We start from the raw sequence: 14378 nt of genomic DNA on the forward strand, positions 1-14378 counted from the left end.
TGGCGCTGTTGTTCAGGGCGCTTGTGTTCTGGCCGCTGTTGTTCAGGGCGGCGCTGTTCGGGGCGGGTGCACAGGCCGATGGGGTGCCTTGCGCAGCGAAATAAAGGAGGAGGGGCGAAGCCCCGGGGGACATTCGCGGAGCAAGGTACCCCGTCGGCGTGGGCGCGCCCTGAATGAACCCGACCCCGACCCCGAAGAAGCAAGACACAAAGCGCCATCCTCAATGCTCCGCAGAAGCCATCGACTCAGCCCGGATCTCTTCCGTCAACCGCGCCTTGATGTCCATGAACTCCGGCGAGGTCTTGATCGTGTAGCTGCGCGGATGCGGAAAGTCGACCGCAATCTCCGTCTTGATGCGACCGGGCCGCGCACTGAACACCGCCACTCGGTTGGCCATGAAAATCGCCTCGTCGATGTCGTGCGTGACGAACAACACCGTCTTCTGCGCCGACTCCCAGATGCCCAGCAGCAGCTCCTGCATCAGCACCCGCGTCTGGTTGTCGAGCGCTCCGAAGGGCTCGTCCAGCAACAGCATCTTGGGGTCGTTGGCCAGGGCGCGGGCAATGGCCGTGCGCTGCTGCATGCCGCCCGACAGCTGCTTGGGAAAGTGATGCTCGAAACCGCGCAGGCCCACCTTGGCAATGAAGAACTCGCTGCGCTCTTTCTGCGCGGCCTCGCTCATGCCGCGCTCGCGCAGCCCAAAGCGAATGTTCTGCGCCACCGTGAGCCACGGAAACAGCGTGTAGCTCTGGAACACCACGCCGCGGTCGGCGCCCGGGCCGTCGATGCGCTCGCCGTCGAGCAGCACCTGGCCGGTGGTCGGAAAGTCCAGCCCCGCCACGATGCGCAACAGCGTCGACTTGCCGCAGCCCGAAGGGCCGAGGATGGTGACGAAGTCGTTCTCCTTCACCTCGAAGTCGATCGGCTGCAGCGCCTGCGTGCGCTGGCCCTTGGTGCCGGTGAAGACACGCGACACGCCCTGAATGGAGAGTTGGTTCTGGCTCGGGTCGAGGCTCACAGCGTGCTCCATGCGAACAGGCGGCGGTTGAGCGCCTTGAAAGCGAAATCTGACAACAGACCGATGACGCCGATCACGATGATCCCGAAGATGATCTGCCCGGTGTTCAGCAGCGCCTGGCTGTCGGTGATCATGTGGCCGATGCCCGACGACGAACCGATCAGCTCGGCCACGATCACATACGTCCAGGCCCAGCCGAGCACCAGGCGCAGCGTTTCGGCAATGCCCGGCGCGGCGCCCGGAATGAGCACCCGCGCCACGATGCCGCGGCTGTTGGCGCCCAGCGTGTAGGCGGCCTCCACCAGGTCGCGCCGCGCGCCACCCACGGTGACGGCCACCATCAGCACGATCTGGAAGAACGAGCCGATGAAGATCACCAGCAGCTTCTGCATCTCGCCCAGGCCCGCCCACAGAATCAGCAACGGAATGAAGGCCGACGCCGGCAGGTAGCGGCAGAAGGACACGAAGGGCTCGAAGAAGGCCTCCACGGTCTTCCAGGTGCCCATGGCAATGCCCAGCGGCACCGCGAACACGGCCGCCAGCAGGAAGCCGCCGAACACGCGCCACACGGTCATGCCGATGTCGCCCAGAAAGCCGTACTCGGTGAAGAGCAGCCAGCCTTCCTTGACCATGGTCGGCGGACTGGCCAGGAAGGTCGGCGGCACGAAGCCGCCGAGCGTGGCCGCGGTCCACACGAGCACGAAGGCGACGAAAAAGCCGAGCCCCAGCAGCACGCGCGCACGCGTGCCGATGGGCTCCAGCGGCGCCAGGCCGCGGCGGCGCGCGGGCTTGAAGGACGCGGCCCGCGCAGGCACCACCGCCGAAACGGCGGGCGGCACCTGCTGCAGCGCCTTACTTGACGAAGCTTGCATCGAAGGTCACTGCGAGGTCTTCGGGCGCCTTGCGGATCACGCCGGCTTCCAGAAGGATGGGGGTGGCTTCCTTCATGAAGCTGGTGAGCTCGCCCGCAAAGAACTTCTGGTTGGCTGCCTTGTCCTGCCAGCGCAGGAAGGCCGACGACTTGGCGAACTGCTCACCGCTTTGCTTCACGGCCGAGCCCATGAGCTCGTTCGCCTTCTCCGGCTCGGCCTTGATCATGTCCAGCGCCTCGAAGTACGACTTGGTGAGCGCGGCGGCGGCTTTGGCGTTGGCTTTGAGCCAGGTGGGCGCGCAGCCGACCGTGTCCATCACCATCGGGTAGTCGAGCGTGGTGGCCAGGATCTTGCCGGCGGCGGGGTTGGCGCGCACGGTCGACAGGTACGGCTCGTAGGTCATGGCGGCGTCGTTCTGGCCGGCCACGAAGGCCTGCGCGGAGGCTTGCGGCGACAGCGTGGTGGTCTTCACGTCCTTCAGCGTCATGCCGTTCTTGTTGAGCATCCAGGCCAGGCCGAAGTACGGGGCGGTACCGGGCGCGTCCACGCCGATGGTCTTGCCCTTGAGGTCGGAGAACTTGGCAACGTCGCCGCGCACCGCCAGGCCGTCGGCGCCGTAGGACTTGTCCATCTGGAAGATCTGCACGATGGGCACGCCGTTGGCGTTCCAGGCCACGTGCGTTTCCACCGTGGTGGCCGCGCACTGAATGGCGCCGGAGGCCAGCGCCAGGTGGCGGTCCTTCTGCGGAATCATCTTCAGGTCGACGTCCAGCCCGTTCTTCTTGAAGACGCCGGCCTTGTCGGCCAGCGACAGCGGCGCAAAGCCGGTCCAACCGGACATGCCGAGCGCAATCTTCGTTTCCTGGGCGGCGGCCGTCTGGGCCATGCCCGCTGCACACACACCGGCTGCCAGCAGCGAAGCGAATTTCACAACTACCGTCGTCTTGACCATGGGTACTCCTGGTTCTGTTCTTTGGAAAGGCTCGGCGGAACACCCCGGTGACCGGGCTGCGCGCGCCTCGCATTGTTGCCAAGCGCCCCAACTTGTATATACAGGATAACCCGAAAGGTCTTTTTTGGTGCACTTCTGAGGGAAATGCACCGGTTTGCTGTCTAGACAAGAGAGGCTGCGGGACGGGGGTGACCATTGCAAACCTCGTGCCACAGTCATATCCGCGTGGCTGGGGGACAATCGGCAGCCCCCTCCTTTCTGGCGCCGTCCGCCCTCCACTTCGCCCTCTCATCTGCTGCCTGTGTCCTCTCTCGCACCCCACCCCATCGACGCCTCCGGCAGCAGCGCACCCGCCGACATCCTTCACGAGGTGTTCGGCTATTCGCAGTTCCGCGGCGCCCAGCAGGAGATCGTCGATCACGTGGTGGGCGGCGGCGACGCGCTGGTGTTGATGCCCACGGGCGGCGGCAAGTCGCTGTGCTATCAGATCCCGGCCATCGCGCGGCAGCGCGCCGGGCATGGCGTGGCGATTGTGGTGTCACCGCTCATCGCGCTCATGCACGACCAGGTGGGCGCGCTGCACGAGGCCGGCGTGAGCGCGGCCTTTCTCAATTCCACGCTCGACTGGGAGCAGACGCAAGAGGTGGAGCGCCGCATGCTGCGCGGCGAAATCACGCTGCTTTACGCCGCGCCCGAGCGGGTGAACACGCCGCGTTTTCTCTCGCAGCTCGATTCGCTGAAAGAGCGCGGCAAGCTCTCGCTGTTTGCCATTGACGAGGCGCATTGCGTGAGCCAGTGGGGCCACGACTTTCGCCCCGAGTACCGTGCGCTCACCGTGCTGCACGAGCGCTATGCCGGCGTGCCGCGCATTGCGCTCACGGCCACCGCCGACGACCTGACGCGCGCCGACATCGTCGAGCGGCTGCAGCTGGAAGAAGCGCGCCAGTTCGTCTCCAGCTTCGACCGGCCGAACATCCGCTACACCATCGTCGAGAAGAAGGAAGCCACCACGCAGCTGCTGCGCTTCATCGAGCGCGAGCACGAAGGCGACGCGGGCGTGGTCTATTGCCAGTCGCGCAAGCGGGTGGAAGACGTGGCGGTGACGCTGCGCAACGCGGGCATCAACGCCCTGCCGTACCACGCGGGCCTGGACGCCGCGGTGCGCCAGAAGCACCAGGACCGCTTTCTGCGCGAGGAAGGCATCGTGATGGTCGCGACCATTGCCTTCGGCATGGGCATCGACAAGCCCGACGTGCGCTTTGTCGGCCACCTGGACATGCCCAAGAACATCGAGGGCTACTACCAGGAAACCGGCCGCGCCGGGCGCGACGGCGGCCCCGCAGACGCCTGGATGACCTACGGCCTGCAGGACGTGGTGAACCAGCGCCGCATGATCGACGAGAGCCCGGCCGGCGAAGAATTCAAACAGGTGATGCGCGGCAAGCTCGACGCCCTGCTCTCACTGGCCGAGGCCAGCGACTGCCGCCGCGTGCGCCTGCTGGGTTACTTCGGCGAGCAGAGCACGCCCTGCGGCAACTGCGACAACTGCCTGAACCCGCCGCAGGTGTGGGACGGCACCGATGCCGCGCGCAAGCTGCTGAGCACCGTCTACCGCGTGCAGCAGCTGAACGGCATCAGCTTTGGCGCGGGGCACATCATGGACATCCTGCGCGGCAAGTCGACCGACAAGGTCAAGCAGTTCGGGCATGAGCGCATCAGCACCTTCGGCATTGGCGCGGAGTTCAGCGAGGTGGCGCTGCGTGGCGTGCTGCGCCAGTTGATCGCCACCGGCGCGCTGGCGGTGGACGCGGAGGCGTTCAACACGCTCAAGCTCACCGAAGGCTCGCGCGCGGTGCTCAAGGGCGAGACCACGGTGTCGCTGCGCGAATCGGTGTCGTCGCCGGCGGACCGCAAGCCCCGGCGCGAGAAGGTGGCCAAGGGCGCGCCGTCGCCGGCGGCCGCCTCGCTCGACGAGCTTGGCAAGAAGCGCTTCGAGGCGCTGAAGGCCTGGCGCGCCGAGGTGGCCAAGGAGCACAACCTGCCGGCCTACGTGATCTTTCACGACGCCACGCTGGCGGCCATTGCCGAGCGTGCGCCGGCCACGCTCGAAGACCTGCAGGGCATCAGCGGCATCGGCACCAAGAAGCTGGAGGCCTACGGCGCCGAGGTGCTGAGGGTGTGCGAGGCGTTCTAGCCTTCAGTCAGTTGCCGGCAGCACCACCGGCACCGGCCGCGTGAGCAGGTCGACATACAGCGTGAAGAAACGCGCGTTGTCGAACTTCTGCACCACCGTCATCTTCTGCAGCGTGGGGCCCGCGGGCTGCGCGGTGTAGCCGATGGAGCGGCCGTTGTCGGGCGCGCCGGGTTTGGCAATCACGTCGACATAGCGCTGCGCGGTCTGCGTGGCATAGCTCGGGTCGATCAGGTAGGCCAGGGTCAGCGTGTCCCAGATGTTCTGCGTGTAGCTGGCGTTGGTCTCGAAGCCGTTTTTGCCGTCGAAGCCGTAGCCGTTGAGCTTCTGGAACACGTCGGTCACGGCCGTGGGCTGGGCCGGGTGCGCAATGCGGTCGTAGATGGGCTTGGTGAGGAACACGGTGTCTGTCACGTCCAGCGGCACCACCACCTGAGGGATGGGCAGGCGCACCACGAACTGCGCGGCGTCGGGGTCGAACCACCAGTTGAACTCGGCCGTCTTGGTGGTGTTGCCCGGCACGTCGATGGCGCCGCCCATGTAGATGATCTGCTTGATGAGCGGAACGATCTCTGGGTTTTGCTTCACCGCCAGCGCAATGTTGGTGAGCGGGCCGATGGCCAGGATGGTGATCTCGCCAGGGTTGGCCTTGACGGTGTCCACGATGAAGTCGACCGCGCTCTTGCGCTGCACCACGGTGTGGCGGGCGAAGCCGTCGGGCGAGGGCTTGAGGTCGGCGTCGGTCTTGGGCTCCGGGCCGCTCCAGGCGCCCAGGTAGCCGTCGCCGCCCGCGCCGGCGGTCATTTCGGCCTGCACGTCCGCCAGGCTGTGGTTGAGCGCGTAATTGGCTCCAACGTACACGCCGATGCGATCGCCCACGCCCAGCCGCTCGACCGACATGAGCGCGTCGGCCACGCCCTGGCGCAGCCACTGGTTGCCCGACACCACGCTGATGCCCATGACCTGCACCTTGCCCTGCGCCTGCAGCTGCGCGGCCATGACGCCGAGCTGGCCGTCGTCGCTCATGGTGTTGTAGTCGCTGTCGATGATGATCTTTTGCGCCGTGGAGGCCGATGAGCCTGTACCGCCCGATCCGCTCGATCCACCGAACCCTGGGCCAAGGCCGCCACCTCCGTTGCCCCCGCCGCCGCACCCTGCCAGTGCCAGAGCCGTGATGCCGACGGCGAATACCGTCCCGATCCATTTGCGCATTTGTTTCTCCTGAGGCCAAGGGTTTGGTTTTCAGTGCGTCTTCATTCGCAACGACTGAAATACAAACGTTTGCGCAAAGCTTTGCGCAAACGTTTGCCAAACTCTACGGCGCGAGCCACGGGCGTGGCAAGCGCCATGGCCTAGGGGTTTTCGCGCGAAGAAAAAAGGGCTCAGCCCGGGTCGGACGAGGGCGTGAGCAGGCGGTTCTCGCGCAGCGGCGAGCGGTTGAGCAGGTAGGGCTGCTCGGCCTCCGGCGCGGCCTGCGCCTTGTCGAGCCCCAGGCTCGCCGCGGCCTTGGTGGAGCCGGCCACCGGGCACGCGCCGGTGTTGCGCAGCGTGAGCGCGGCGGCCAGGCGGGCCTCGGCGCTGTCGCCCAGCGGGTGGCTGAAGTCGTCGGCCACGGTGCAGTTGTCGTTGGGCGCGAAGCCGTCGCTGTAGTCGCCGTAGCCCTGCTGGTTGGCGCCCTTGAACTGGATCGCGAAGTAGGTGGTGCCGCAGTTGTCCTGCGGAATGAAGCCGTAGGGCTTGCCGCAGGTGGTGCCGCCCACCAGGTTGACGGTGACACCCACGCCGCGCAGGCTGTTGATGACCGACTCGCTGGCCGAGCAGGTGTCGGGGCCGGTCAGCACCGTCACACGGGACAGGCCCAGCGTGGGCAAGGGCTGCCCGCTGCGGCTGGTGCCGGTGAAGGGCGTCAGGGTTTGCGCCACGGTCTGGCGGAACGGGTTCTTGTCGTTGTAGACCAGCTGCTCGAAGGTCTTGCCCGCCGTGACCGCGGGCGAAGAAATCATGTACGCCAGCCGGCTGGCAATGACGAGCTGGCCGCCGCCGTTGTAGCGCATGTCCAGCACCAGGTCCTGGATGCCGGCGCCCTGCTTGAAGGTGTTCACCGCGTCGATGAGCATCGCCTCCGACGTGGTGATGTGGTCGTTGAACAGCAGGTAGCCCACGCGCGCGCCGCCGGAGGCGATGACCTTGACGTTCTGCACCGGCGTGCTGACGACGTTCTGCGCGGTGAGCTGCACGGTGGACTGGGTGCCCCCCATGTCGAAGGTGAAGGTGTGCGACTCGCCGACGGCCTTCGGCGCGAGGGCACCGTTGATGGTGTTGATGTTGGCGGTGCCGGTGCCGCCAACCACATCCACGCCGTCGACCGTGAGGAGCTTGGCGCCGCGCAGAATGCCCGCGTTGGCGGCCGGCGAGCCCGGCTCGACCAGGGCCACGCGAATGTCGCGCGGCGGCGAGCTGCGCACCGAGGCCGTCTCCAGGCCGTAGCCGGCCGACACGCCACCTTGCGACAGCTGGCGGTACACCTCGGTGTCGTAGGTGAAGTGGAAGCGGTCCTTGGCGCGGCCCGACGGCGTGGTGGCCCCCGTCTTGAGCACGTTGAACCAGGCCACCGGCGTGGCGTAGTCGCTGGCCTTGAGCGCGGTGGGCACCTCGGAGTACCAGAGGTAGGTTTCGTCGATCCAGCCGCGCACCCAGCTTTTTTCGATGTCGAGCGAGCCGGCGGTGTCGCCATAGGCCGCGCCCGTGGCGGGGTTGATGCCGCCGCGCGGCGCGGCGCACTGGCCCGCCACCGTGGCGGAGGCCACGATGGCGCCGTCGCCACCACCGGTGCCGGTGTTGCCGCCGGTGGCGGGCGGCGCTGTCACGCCGGGGAGCAGGCCGATCGGCACGCTGCCGCCTCCTCCTCCCCCACCGCCGCCCCCGCAACCCGCCAGCAGGCAGGCGGTGGCGAACACGGCGCTTGCAACCCAGGCGCCAGAACGCGGCAGCCGCCGCACGGTGATCTCGCGAAAGCCCATGTCTTCCTCCTCGTGTCCGTGGTGGCGGACGGATGTTTCGCATGCGCGCGGGCGTTTCGCCCGCCATGCGCTCCCCGGGTTCCACACCCGTCTGGTTCTTCTTCTGTCTGCCTGCCGCGCCGACGCCGCCCCGGGAGACGGCGCTACGACGGCAGGAAGCCCATGCCGCGAGACTCGCGCACTTCGGGCTTGATGCGGTGCTCGGCCTCGAGCTGCTCAAGAAACTCGGCCGCCGAAAACTCGGTCGCCAGAATATCGGTCTGGCGTTTCACCGCCGCGAAATCGCCCGGGCACAGCTGCGTGAGCCGCGCGAGCTGCGTGCGCAGGGCGCCGGTCATCCGTTCGGCATCGCCCGCGAGCGCTTCTGTGACGAACATGCGCTCGCGCTGCGCCGCGGTGAGCGGCATGAACTTGATCTTGAAGGTGAAGCGCCGCAGCGCCGCCTGGTCGAGCCGGTCGAGCAGGTTGGTGGTGCACACGAAGATGCCGTTGAAGCGCTCCATGCCCTGCAGCATCTCGTTGACCTCGGTCACCTCGTAGGTGCGCTGCGCGCCGCGCCGGTCCTGCAGAAAGCTGTCGGCCTCGTCGAGCAGCAGCACGGCCTTTTCGCTCTCGGCCTCGCGGAACATGGCGGCCATGTTCTGCTCTGTTTCGCCCACGTACTTGCTCATGAGGTCACTGGCCTGTTTGATGATGAGCGGGCGGCCGATGGCCTTGGCCATGTGCTCGGCCAGCGCGGTCTTGCCGGTGCCGGGCGCGCCGTAGAAGCACAGCGTGCCGTGGCCGCGCGCCTTCAGCGCCTCGACCACGCGCGCAATCTCGAAGCGGGTCTCCACGTTGAGCATGTCCAGGTCGTAGGTGGTGACGCTGCGGCGCTCGCCACGGCCGCGGTCGAGCGTGCCCAGGGCCAGGTCGGCATTGCGCAGCTGGCGCTCGATGAGCGCTTCCACCGAGGCGTCGTCGGTGCGCGCCAGGCCCGCGAAGCGCACCGCCGTGCGGATCTGCGCGGGCGTGAGGCCCTTGCGCTCGGCCAGCTTGGCGGTGAAGGCCTCGGACACGACCACGCCTTCGAGCGTCTTCTTCACAAGCTGCTCGCGCGCGCCGGGCGGCGGCGACTTCAGCTCCAGGTGGTACGCAAAGCGGCGGCGAAACGCCGGGTCGATCTGCTCGATGCGGTTGGTGACCCACAGCGTGGGCACCGGGTTGGCCTCCAGGATCTGGTTGACCCAGGCCTTGCCGCTCACGCTGCCGCTGGTGGACGCGGAAATCTGCTCGGCGCGCGCCATGAACTGCGCGGCCTCGGTGCTGATGGGCGGGAACACGTCTTCGACCTCGTCGAACAACAGCGCGGCCTGTGCGCTGCCGTTGAGGAAGACCTGCGCGATCTGCAGCGAGCGGTAGCGGTCGCGCCCGCTCAGCGAGTTGCCGTCGCGATCGGCGTACTCCACCTCGAAGAGTTCCAGCCCCGCGGCCTGCGCCACCACCTTCGCCAGTTCGGTCTTGCCGGTACCGGGCGGGCCGTAGAGCAGCACGTTCACGCCCGGCTCCTTGCGCGCGACGGCTGCGCGCAGCAGCGTGACGAGCATCTGCGCGTCTTCCTGCACGAAGGAGAAATCGTCCGGCGTGAGCGTGCTCTTGGCCGAAGGCCGGGTGAACACGGCCATCAGCTCGTTCTGGTCGCGGTACTCGCGCATGAGCACTGGCGGCAGCTTTTCGCTGACCTTCATGAGGTCGGCAAGGTCGGTGATGTTGTGCTCGGAAATCAGGTTCTCTACAAGGCCGATGCGCTCCAGCCGCGAGCCCGCGCGCAATGCCTCGCCCACTTCGCTCGCGTTCACGCCGGCAATGTCGGCAATGGCCGCGTAGGCCTCCGGCGCGTTGTTGACCTTGAACTCGACCAGCAGCGAACGCAGGTCGCGCTGGTAGCGCGCGAGCGTGCCGTACAGCAGCAGCGCGCGCTCGGCCTTGTTGAGCTGCAGCAGGCCCGCGAGCGCGTCGATGTTCTTCTCGACCAGCGTCGACTGCTTGCGCAGCGCATGCGTGAGCCAGTCGCGCGTGACGGCCAGCACCGACAGCAGGTCCTTGGGCTGGTCTTTCGCGTATTCGTCGAGGTAGAAGAACAGCGTGCCTTCTTCATAGGGGCCGCGCCACACGCCGTGGCGCTCCAGCAGCGTGCGGCCGTCGAAGGTTTCCACGCCCTTCCACGCTTCATTGCCGGCGCAGCGGCGCCCCAGAAATTCGCGCAGGCGCTGCAGCACGGGCGCGGGCCACACCAGGTGCCGCCCCGTGAGCGACAGCAAGCCGTTGATGTCGCGCCGCACATTGAAGCGCGGTCCCTGCTTGGCCGCCAGCGTGAGCACGAAGTGCGAGCACATTAGCTCCAGCACCGGTGCTTCCTTCAGGCCGGGCGACGGCAATGCCTGCCCGCGTACCGCAGCAGCCACCACATCGACACCCGCACGCTTGGCCATCAGGCAACCTCCAACGAGGAAAATCTCGGAGAGACCATAACGCAGACTTTTGGCTTCGGGAAGACTCGCAAACGGTAAACCCCCTCATGGTGCGATTCCAGCCACAATGCGCGCCATGGTCGGAATCGAAGAAATCCTGCGCGCTGCGGCGCGCCTGCAAGGTCAGGTGCTCAACACACCTTGCGTGGAATCGCGCACTTTGTCGGAGATCGTGGGTGCCCAAGTCTTCCTCAAATTCGAGAACCTGCAGTTCACATCCTCGTTCAAGGAACGGGGCGCGTGCAACAAGCTGGTCGACCTGTGCGCGAACGGTACACGCGGAGTGATCGCCATGTCTGCGGGCAACCATGCCCAGGGTGTGGCCTATCACGCGCAGCGCCTCGGGCTGCGCGCGCTGATCGTCATGCCGCGCTTCACGCCGGGCGTGAAGATCGAGCGCACGCGCGGCTTTGGCGCCGAGGTGGTGCTGCATGGCGATTCGCTCGACGCGGCACGTGCCCACGCCCTGGAGCTGGCCGAACGCGAGGGGCTGACCTTCGTGCATCCGTATGACGACGAGGCCATCATCGCGGGCCAGGGCACGGTGGCGCTGGAGATGCTCGACGCGGTGCCCGACCTCGACACGCTGGTGGTCGCGGTGGGCGGCGGCGGGCTCATTGCGGGCATGGCGGTGGCAGCGCGCGAGCGCAGGCCCGACCTGGAGATCATCGGCGTGCAGACCACGCGGTTTCCGGCGATGGTCAATGCCGTGAAGGGCACGCACCATGTGCAGGGCAAGAGCACGATCGCCGAGGGCATCGCGGTCGGCACGCCGGGCGTGCTGACGCAGGCCATCATCGCGAGCAAGGTCGACGACCTGCTGCTGGTGGACGAAGGCGACATCGAGCAAGGCGTGCTGATGCTGCTGGAAATCGAAAAGACGCTGGTCGAGGGCGCGGGCGCGGCGGGGCTGGCGGCGCTGATTCGGCATCCGGAGCGCTTCAAGGGCAAACGCGTGGGGCTGGTTCTGTCCGGCGGCAACATCGATCCATTGCTGTTGGCGGCCATCATCGAACGCGGCATGGTGCGGGCCGGGCGGCTGGCGCGCGTGCGGGTCAGCGCGCGCGATGTGCCAGGCTCGTTGGCAGAGATCACGGCGACTGTCGCTGAAGCGGGCGCTAACGTCGACGAGGTGCACCATCAGCGCGCCTTCACCATGCTGGCGGCACAGAACGTGGACATCGAGCTGGTGCTGCAGACGCGCGGGCGGGCCCACCTGGCCAGCGTGCTGCTCGCACTCACGGACGCGGGCTTCGAGGCTCAGGAGCAGCATTGAGATGGCGCATCGGCCGCAGGCCAACCTGATCGAGGGGCTCGCAACCCCCTAGACCGGTGGGAGGCTACCCGCCGGTAAAATGCGACCCGTCTGTCAATTTGTGTATTCGAGGTACTTCCCGATGTCCAACCCCACACCCGTTGAACCAAGCCACGGCGCTGCTGTCGAAAAAGACGCCGTCGAATCGGTGGTTCACCTGATGCCCCTCGTGCTGCCGCTGGTCGGTGGCGTGCTGATGCTGTTGCTGGCGTCCATCGCAGTTTTCCTGGCCTGACGCTGACAGGCGCTGGCGTTCTTGTCCGCGGGCAGTGCAGCCCGCGTTGACGCACTCTCCCCAAGCGAAACGTTTTCTCAAACGGACCTCTGTGCCTGTACCGGCATGGCGCCCCGTTCGGAAAGACGATTTTTCAACTTAGGAGATTTTCCGATGAACGCACCCGCGATGAAGGGCCTCACCATTCAGGCCCCCTCGTACGTAAAGAACGCGAAGCTGATCGCCTGGGTGGCCGACATGGCCGCACTGTGCAAACCCGAGGCCATTCACTGGTGCGACGGCAGCAAGGAAGAATACGACCGCCTCGCCCAGCAACTGGTCGACGCCGGCACCTTCAAGAAGCTCAACCCGGCCAAGCGCCCGAACTCGTTCTTGGCCGTGTCCGACCCGACCGACGTGGCGCGCGTGGAAGACCGCACCTTCATCTGCTCCGCGCAGAAAGACAACGCCGGCCCCACCAACAACTGGATGGCCCCGGCCGAAATGCGCGCCACGCTGCAGCCGCTGTTCGACGGCTGCATGAAGGGCCGCACGATGTATGTGGTGCCGTTCAGCATGGGCCCGCTCGGCTCGCCCATTGCGCACATCGGCATCGAGCTGTCCGACTCGCCTTACGTGGCCGTCAACATGCGCATCATGACCCGCATGGGCAAGGCCGTGTACGACGTGCTGGGCACCGACGGCGACTTCGTGCCCTGCGTGCACACCGTGGGCGCGCCGCTCGAAGCGGGGCAGAAGGACGTGTCCTGGCCCTGCAACAAGACCAAGTACATCGTTCATTACCCCGAAACGCGCGAGATCTGGAGCTATGGCTCCGGCTACGGTGGCAACGCGTTGCTGGGCAAGAAGTGCTTTGCGCTGCGCATCGCCTCCAACATGGGCCGCGACGAAGGCTGGCTGGCCGAACACATGCTCATCCTGGGCGTGACCAACCCTGAAGGCAAGAAGTACCACGTGGCCGCCGCGTTCCCCAGCGCCTGCGGCAAGACCAACTTCTCGATGCTGGTGCCACCCGCCGGCTTCGAAGGCTGGAAGGTCACGACCATTGGCGACGACATCGCCTGGATCAAGCCGCAGGCCGATGGGTCGCTGCGCGCCATCAACCCCGAGGCCGGTTACTTTGGCGTGGCGCCCGGCACCAACATGCTGACCAATCCGAACTGCATGCGCAGCCTGGACGACGGCGTGATCTTCACCAACGTTGCGCTCACCGACGACGGCGACGTGTGGTGGGAAGGCATGGAGCAGGACGCACCGGACAAGGCGCTGCCGACGCACCTGATCGACTGGCAGGGCAAGGACTGGACGCCACAGATCGCCAAGGAAACCGGCGCGAAGGCCGCGCACCCGAATGCGCGTTTCACCGTCGCCGCCACCAACAATCCCGCCCTCGACGAAGCCTGGGACGACCCGAAGGGCGTGACCATCGACGCCTTCATCTTCGGCGGCCGCCGCTCGACCACCGTGCCCTTGGTGACCGAAGCGCGCAATTGGGTGGAAGGTGTGTACATGGCAGCGACGATGGGCTCGGAAACGACCGCCGCTGCGGCCGGCCAACAGGGCGTGGTGCGCCGCGACCCGTTCGCGATGCTGCCGTTCATGGGCTACAACATGAGCGACTACTTCCAGCATTGGCTCGACCTGGGCAAGAAGCTCGAGGCCTCCGGCGCCCAGCTGCCGAAGATCTACACGACCAACTGGTTCCGCAAGGGCGCGGACGGCAAGTTCGTATGGCCTGGCTACGGCGAGAACATGCGCGTGCTGAAGTGGATGATCGATCGCATCGAAGGTGACAAGACCGAAGGCATCGAACACATCACCGGCGTGAGCCCACGCTATGAAGACTTGAACTGGACAGGCCTGGATTTCAGCGCTGAGCAGTTCGCAACGGTGACTAGCATCGACAAGGCCGCTTGGCAAGCCGAGCTGAAGCTGCATGAAGAGCTGTTCAAGCAGCTGGAACACCATTTGCCGAAGGAATTGCCGGAGACCAAGGCTGCAATTGAGCAGCGACTGGCTGCCTGATAGCTGGCTCTTTGCTCCAATTAAAAAGCCCGATGGATTCATCGGGCTTTTTTTCGTCTTGGGTGGGGGTGTTTATTTGTGCGTTTAAATCCGGCTGGATTTTCTTCGGCCTTTAATTCCCATTTCTGCAAAGCAAAAAACCCCAGTCATTGCTGACTGGGGTTTTCTGGGCTGTAAGAGCCTGACGATGACCTACTTTCACACGGGAACCCGCACTATCATCGGCGCTGAGTCGTTTCA

Annotated in this window: 10 protein-coding genes; 4 read left to right on the forward strand and 6 right to left on the reverse strand. The window is 66.2% G+C overall.

The features are described from left to right. Window positions 1–220: 220 nt before the first annotated feature. The 3 genes from VLK31_RS31595 to VLK31_RS31605 are packed head-to-tail and all read right to left on the reverse strand — an operon-like array spanning window position 221 to window position 2842. Window positions 221–1018 (reverse strand): ABC transporter ATP-binding protein, encoded by a 798-nt coding sequence (locus tag VLK31_RS31595; RefSeq protein ID WP_409172438.1) that lies wholly within the window; start codon window positions 1016–1018, stop codon window positions 221–223. Continuing rightward, window positions 1015–1890, reverse strand: coding sequence for an ABC transporter permease (locus VLK31_RS31600; protein ID WP_409172439.1), 876 nt, complete (start codon window positions 1888–1890; stop codon window positions 1015–1017). Before VLK31_RS31600 ends, VLK31_RS31595 begins: the two co-directional genes overlap by 4 nt. Continuing rightward, window positions 1871–2842 (reverse strand): ABC transporter substrate-binding protein, encoded by a 972-nt coding sequence (locus VLK31_RS31605; protein ID WP_409172440.1) that lies wholly within the window; start codon window positions 2840–2842, stop codon window positions 1871–1873. The genes VLK31_RS31600 and VLK31_RS31605 overlap by 20 nt, the downstream gene beginning before the upstream one ends. Before the next feature lie 301 nt (window positions 2843–3143). On the opposite strand from VLK31_RS31605, the gene recQ reads away from it, so the two are divergent. Next, window positions 3144–5036 (forward strand): DNA helicase RecQ, encoded by a 1893-nt coding sequence (recQ, locus tag VLK31_RS31610; protein ID WP_409172441.1) that lies wholly within the window; start codon window positions 3144–3146, stop codon window positions 5034–5036. Between the two features lie 3 nt (window positions 5037–5039). Here recQ and VLK31_RS31615 read toward each other — a convergent pair whose 3' ends face one another. From VLK31_RS31615 to VLK31_RS31625, 3 genes are all read right to left on the reverse strand, one after another. Next, window positions 5040–6245, reverse strand: a complete 1206-nt coding sequence (locus tag VLK31_RS31615; RefSeq protein ID WP_409172442.1) for a nucleoside hydrolase — start codon at window positions 6243–6245, stop codon at window positions 5040–5042. A gap of 170 nt (window positions 6246–6415) precedes the next feature. Next, entirely contained in the window at window positions 6416–8053 is a 1638-nt protein-coding gene (locus VLK31_RS31620; RefSeq protein WP_409172443.1) for a S41 family peptidase, read from the reverse strand. 143 nt (window positions 8054–8196) lie between these two features. Beyond that, on the reverse strand, window positions 8197–10524 hold the full coding sequence (locus VLK31_RS31625; protein WP_409172444.1) for an ATP-binding protein: 2328 nt from the start codon (window positions 10522–10524) through the stop codon (window positions 8197–8199). A gap of 115 nt (window positions 10525–10639) precedes the next feature. Between VLK31_RS31625 and VLK31_RS31630 the strand changes: the two genes are divergently transcribed. From VLK31_RS31630 to VLK31_RS31640, 3 genes are all read left to right on the forward strand, one after another. After that, on the forward strand, window positions 10640–11839 hold the full coding sequence (locus tag VLK31_RS31630; protein WP_409172445.1) for a threonine ammonia-lyase: 1200 nt from the start codon (window positions 10640–10642) through the stop codon (window positions 11837–11839). Window positions 11840–11960: 121 nt separating this feature from the next. Further along, window positions 11961–12113 (forward strand): hypothetical protein, encoded by a 153-nt coding sequence (locus tag VLK31_RS31635; RefSeq protein WP_409172446.1) that lies wholly within the window; start codon window positions 11961–11963, stop codon window positions 12111–12113. 153 nt (window positions 12114–12266) lie between these two features. Then, window positions 12267–14138, forward strand: a complete 1872-nt coding sequence (locus tag VLK31_RS31640) for a phosphoenolpyruvate carboxykinase (GTP) (protein ID WP_409172447.1) — start codon at window positions 12267–12269, stop codon at window positions 14136–14138. Window positions 14139–14378 lie beyond the last annotated feature (240 nt).

The organism is Variovorax sp. H27-G14 (assembly GCF_046156345.1).
Classification (GTDB): domain Bacteria; phylum Pseudomonadota; class Gammaproteobacteria; order Burkholderiales; family Burkholderiaceae_C; genus Variovorax.

Coding starts and splice junctions, on each gene's coding strand:
- VLK31_RS31615 (WP_409172442.1), bottom strand. CDS start 6,245: ATGCGCAAATGGATCGGGACGGTATTCGCCGTCGGCATCACGGCTCTG.
- VLK31_RS31635 (WP_409172446.1), top strand. CDS start 11,961: ATGTCCAACCCCACACCCGTTGAACCAAGCCACGGCGCTGCTGTCGAA.
- VLK31_RS31625 (WP_409172444.1), bottom strand. CDS start 10,524: ATGGCCAAGCGTGCGGGTGTCGATGTGGTGGCTGCTGCGGTACGCGGG.
- VLK31_RS31600 (WP_409172439.1), bottom strand. CDS start 1,890: ATGCAAGCTTCGTCAAGTAAGGCGCTGCAGCAGGTGCCGCCCGCCGTT.
- VLK31_RS31630 (WP_409172445.1), top strand. CDS start 10,640: ATGGTCGGAATCGAAGAAATCCTGCGCGCTGCGGCGCGCCTGCAAGGT.
- VLK31_RS31620 (WP_409172443.1), bottom strand. CDS start 8,053: ATGGGCTTTCGCGAGATCACCGTGCGGCGGCTGCCGCGTTCTGGCGCC.
- VLK31_RS31640 (WP_409172447.1), top strand. CDS start 12,267: ATGAACGCACCCGCGATGAAGGGCCTCACCATTCAGGCCCCCTCGTAC.
- VLK31_RS31605 (WP_409172440.1), bottom strand. CDS start 2,842: ATGGTCAAGACGACGGTAGTTGTGAAATTCGCTTCGCTGCTGGCAGCC.